Annotated in this window: 2 protein-coding genes and 1 pseudogene; 2 read left to right on the top strand and 1 reads right to left on the bottom strand. The window is 72.8% G+C overall.

Annotated features, from left to right (window positions below):
• A partial coding sequence (locus NBZ83_RS31055) for a S1C family serine protease (RefSeq protein ID WP_261576400.1) occupies window positions 1-557 on the bottom strand: 557 nt, incomplete at its 3' end.
• A gap of 307 nt (window positions 558-864) precedes the next feature.
• Here NBZ83_RS31055 and NBZ83_RS31050 point away from each other — a divergent pair.
• Together NBZ83_RS31050 and NBZ83_RS31045 are read left to right on the top strand one after the other, a co-directional pair.
• Window positions 865-2793 carry an RICIN domain-containing protein gene (locus NBZ83_RS31050; protein WP_261570947.1) on the top strand — a complete coding sequence of 643 codons (1929 nt, stop codon included), beginning with the start codon at window positions 865-867 and terminating at the stop codon, window positions 2791-2793.
• 159 nt (window positions 2794-2952) lie between these two features.
• A pseudogene (locus tag NBZ83_RS31045) lies at window positions 2953-3246 on the top strand (LLM class F420-dependent oxidoreductase); the annotation flags it as partial.

The raw sequence follows: 3246 nt of genomic DNA, 5'->3' as shown, positions 1-3246 counted from the left end.
TCCCCGCCCTGCCCGCCTTCCCCACCCGGGCCGCCCTGACCGTCGACCCCGGGCAGCGTGCGGTTGAGGCCCGAGATGACCCCGGCGGTGACGCTGTTCTCCAGGCCGAGCGGGCTGCCGATGGCGATCGCGAGCTCACCGAGCCGGGGCTGCTGCCCGCGGAACTTCGCCGCCGGCAGCCCGGTGCGCTCGACCTTCACCACGGCGAGGTCACTGACCGCATCGGCGGCCTGCACCCTGCCCGGCGCACGCCGCCCGTCCGCGAAGGCGACCTCGACCGCCCCGTCGGCGGCCGAGGCCACGACGTGCTGGTTGGTGACGATGACACCGTCGGAGCGGTAGACGATCCCGCTGCCCAGACCGTCGCCCACGAGGATGGTGACCACGGAGGGCTCCACGTCGGCCACGACGTCCGGCACCACGGACAGCGCCCCCGCGGCGGCCGGCGGCTCGCCCCTGGCCGGCGGCACGCTGGAGCGCCCGCCGTGCCCGACGAAGGCGATCAGGGCGACGAGCACCACGATCACCGCCCCCACCCGCGACCACGCTCTGCGCACGACCCGATACACATCGGCGGCATACCCGTTCGACGAATCGCCTGCACGTCGCGCGGCGAACGCCTGCCGGCAGCGTCCCGAACCAGCCACCGGTCACGGTCGACGAAACCGGCGTCTGCCGCCGGTCGCGGCGTGGCGGAAACGAGCACATAGCGGTGCAACGGCGCACCGCAATGCACCACGCTGCACCGGACCGGAGCGGGATCACCGGAAATTCCCTAGCGTTTCCCTGACGGGCGTGGGGTCGGCTGTCTTTCGGCCGACCAGGTAGCGGGCCCCATCGGAGCAGCCGGGAGGAAAAGACCTCATGACCGAGATCTCCGCCTACAGCCCGGAGGTACGCCGGGATGACTACATGTGCGCCTTCTACAAGGACCTGCAGTCGAAGGTCAAGGACGATGCGTTCGCCGGCGACCAGGCCGCGCAGATCATCTACATCGGCGCCACGCTGGGCCGATGGCTGGCCTGCGACGTCGACGCCCCCATCATCAACGAGATCATGTACGTGCTGGGCCAGGTGATCCGAGCGATCGACGAGGCGTACTCCTGGGCTCAGGACAAGGTCACCGCGGCTCTGAAGCCGCACACCTACCGTGGCCTGATCGCAAAAAGACTCCATAACGAGATGACGGACGCCGAGCGCGCTTTCGCCGCGAACGCGTCCGCGGACTTCCAGAAGATCCTCGACTATGTCCGCAAAGGCCGGTGGACCGCCGAGGGTCTCGCCATCAACAACGACTACATGTACGACGACCAGCTCGCGGAGATGAAGCGCGCCTACCGCTACGGCCGGACCCGCGCCATCCTCGAACGCGACATGCCCGCCTTCCGCGCCGAGGCCGGCACGACGATCAGGGCGGCCCTGCACGGCCGCCCGGTCGACGTCGACGTCGACGCGGTCGTCTCGGAGCTCTTCGCCCAGCTCGACCCGGACCGCCTGGCCTGGCAGTCCGCCGTCGACGAGATGCCGCCGGCGGACCGCCTGGCGACCATCGTCGGCAACGAGGCGAAGCGGCTGCTCGGCGAGGTCGACTTCATCCCCGCGGCCGGTGGGGCCTACATCATCACCAGCGAGGCGAGCGGGCTGCCGCTGACCGTCGATGGCACGGTCATCCGGCAGCAGAACCCGGTCTTCCACGACTGGCAGCAGTGGACGGTGGTCGCCGTCGGCGGTGGGCTGGTCGAGCTGCGCGCGAGGTCCAGCGGAAGGCTGCTCGGCGAGTCGGCCGGTGCGGCGGTGGCGACGTCGGCCCAGGGGGCGCAGTCACGCTGGTGGCTGGGCACGTCCACCGGGGGTCACTTCGAGCTGGTCGCCGCCAGCGGACGCGCGCTCGACGTGCCGGGTGGGGCCACCGGCGCCGGGGTCGCGCTCGGCACCCACGCCCGCAATGGATCGAGCAACCAGCGATTTCGCTTCACCCGGTACACCCCGCGGGCCGTCGGCGGCGTCTACGCGCTGGTCAGCGTCTCCAGCGGGCAGTACGTCGACGTGCGCGACAGGGCGACGTCCTCCGCCGCCGTGCAGCAGCTCCCGGGCGACGGTTCGACGGCCCAGCAATGGGAACTGGTCGCCGGGACCACGCCGGGCTCGTTCAGCCTGGCGGGCCGCGGCGGCGGGCTGCGCCTGGCCTACAACGGAAAATACGGTGGGAAGCAGGATCACACGGTGTTCACCTACTTGCCCGGCCACGCCGACCAGCAGTGGCGGATCGAGCCGTCGCTGCACGGCGCGTACCGGCTGGTGAACGTCGTCCACAACCGGGTGCTCGACCTGCCGGGGGCGACGTCGGCCCCGCGGACCGCGCTCGTCGGCTGGGGGTGGAACGGCGCCAGCAACCAGCTGTGGTGGGTGGTGCCGGCCGCCAGCGTGCACCACCGCCGGGCGTTGCCGCAGGCCGAGCCGCCCGCCGTCGACACCGTGTCCGGCCTCGGCGGGCGCGGGCGGGAGGTGCGGATCGGCCAGCGGATGGCCGAGGGGCTGCAAGCCGTGGCGCGCCACGGCGGCACGCCGGTGCCGGGCGCCGAGATCGAGTTCTCGGTGCCGGCCGAGTCCGGGCTGCACTTCGCCGACCCGCCGGGGCCGGTCACGACGGTCCTCGCCGTCACCGACGCCGAGGGCGTCGCCACCGCCGTCCCGCTGGTCGCCGGCGACCGTCTGGGCAGGGTCGAGGTCACGGTCCGGGCGGTCTATCCCGGTGCGCAGCCCGCCGGCTACACCATCGACGTCGTCCCGTAACCGGCGGATCACAGCACCCGACCGGCGGGCGGCGCGTTTCCTAACCCGCCGCTGTGGATCGCCGGCAACAGCGCCCGGGCCCGGCGCCGGGCGGCCGCCTGGGGGCAGGGGTGGGCCCCGCTGTCCATCGACGATCTCGGCGCCCGCACGATCCGGTCGGTGTCGATCCCGACCGTCGACGACCTGCGCCGGGCCGCGCGGACGCTGCGTGCCGACACGGTCGTCGCCGGGCGGGACCCGGCCGAGGTCGGCCTGTGGGCGACCACCAGCGACAGCGCCACCGCCGGCCGCGACGGGCTCGACTCCCGCGCGCACCTCGAACACCTCGTCGAGCTGGCCGACCTCGGCACCAGCCACTTCACGGCGACGTTCCACCTCGACGACACCGACGGCGCCGAGCGCGCCATCGACGGCTATGCCGAGCGCGTTCTCGCCGCCCCCGGACTCCCCCGC

The sequence above is a fragment of the Frankia gtarii genome, from assembly GCF_025403375.1.
GTDB classification, from domain to species: Bacteria; Actinomycetota; Actinomycetes; order Frankiales; family Frankiaceae; genus Frankia; species Frankia gtarii.
Note: the sequence above shows the minus strand (reverse complement) of the source record. Positions and strands in the feature narration are given on the sequence as shown.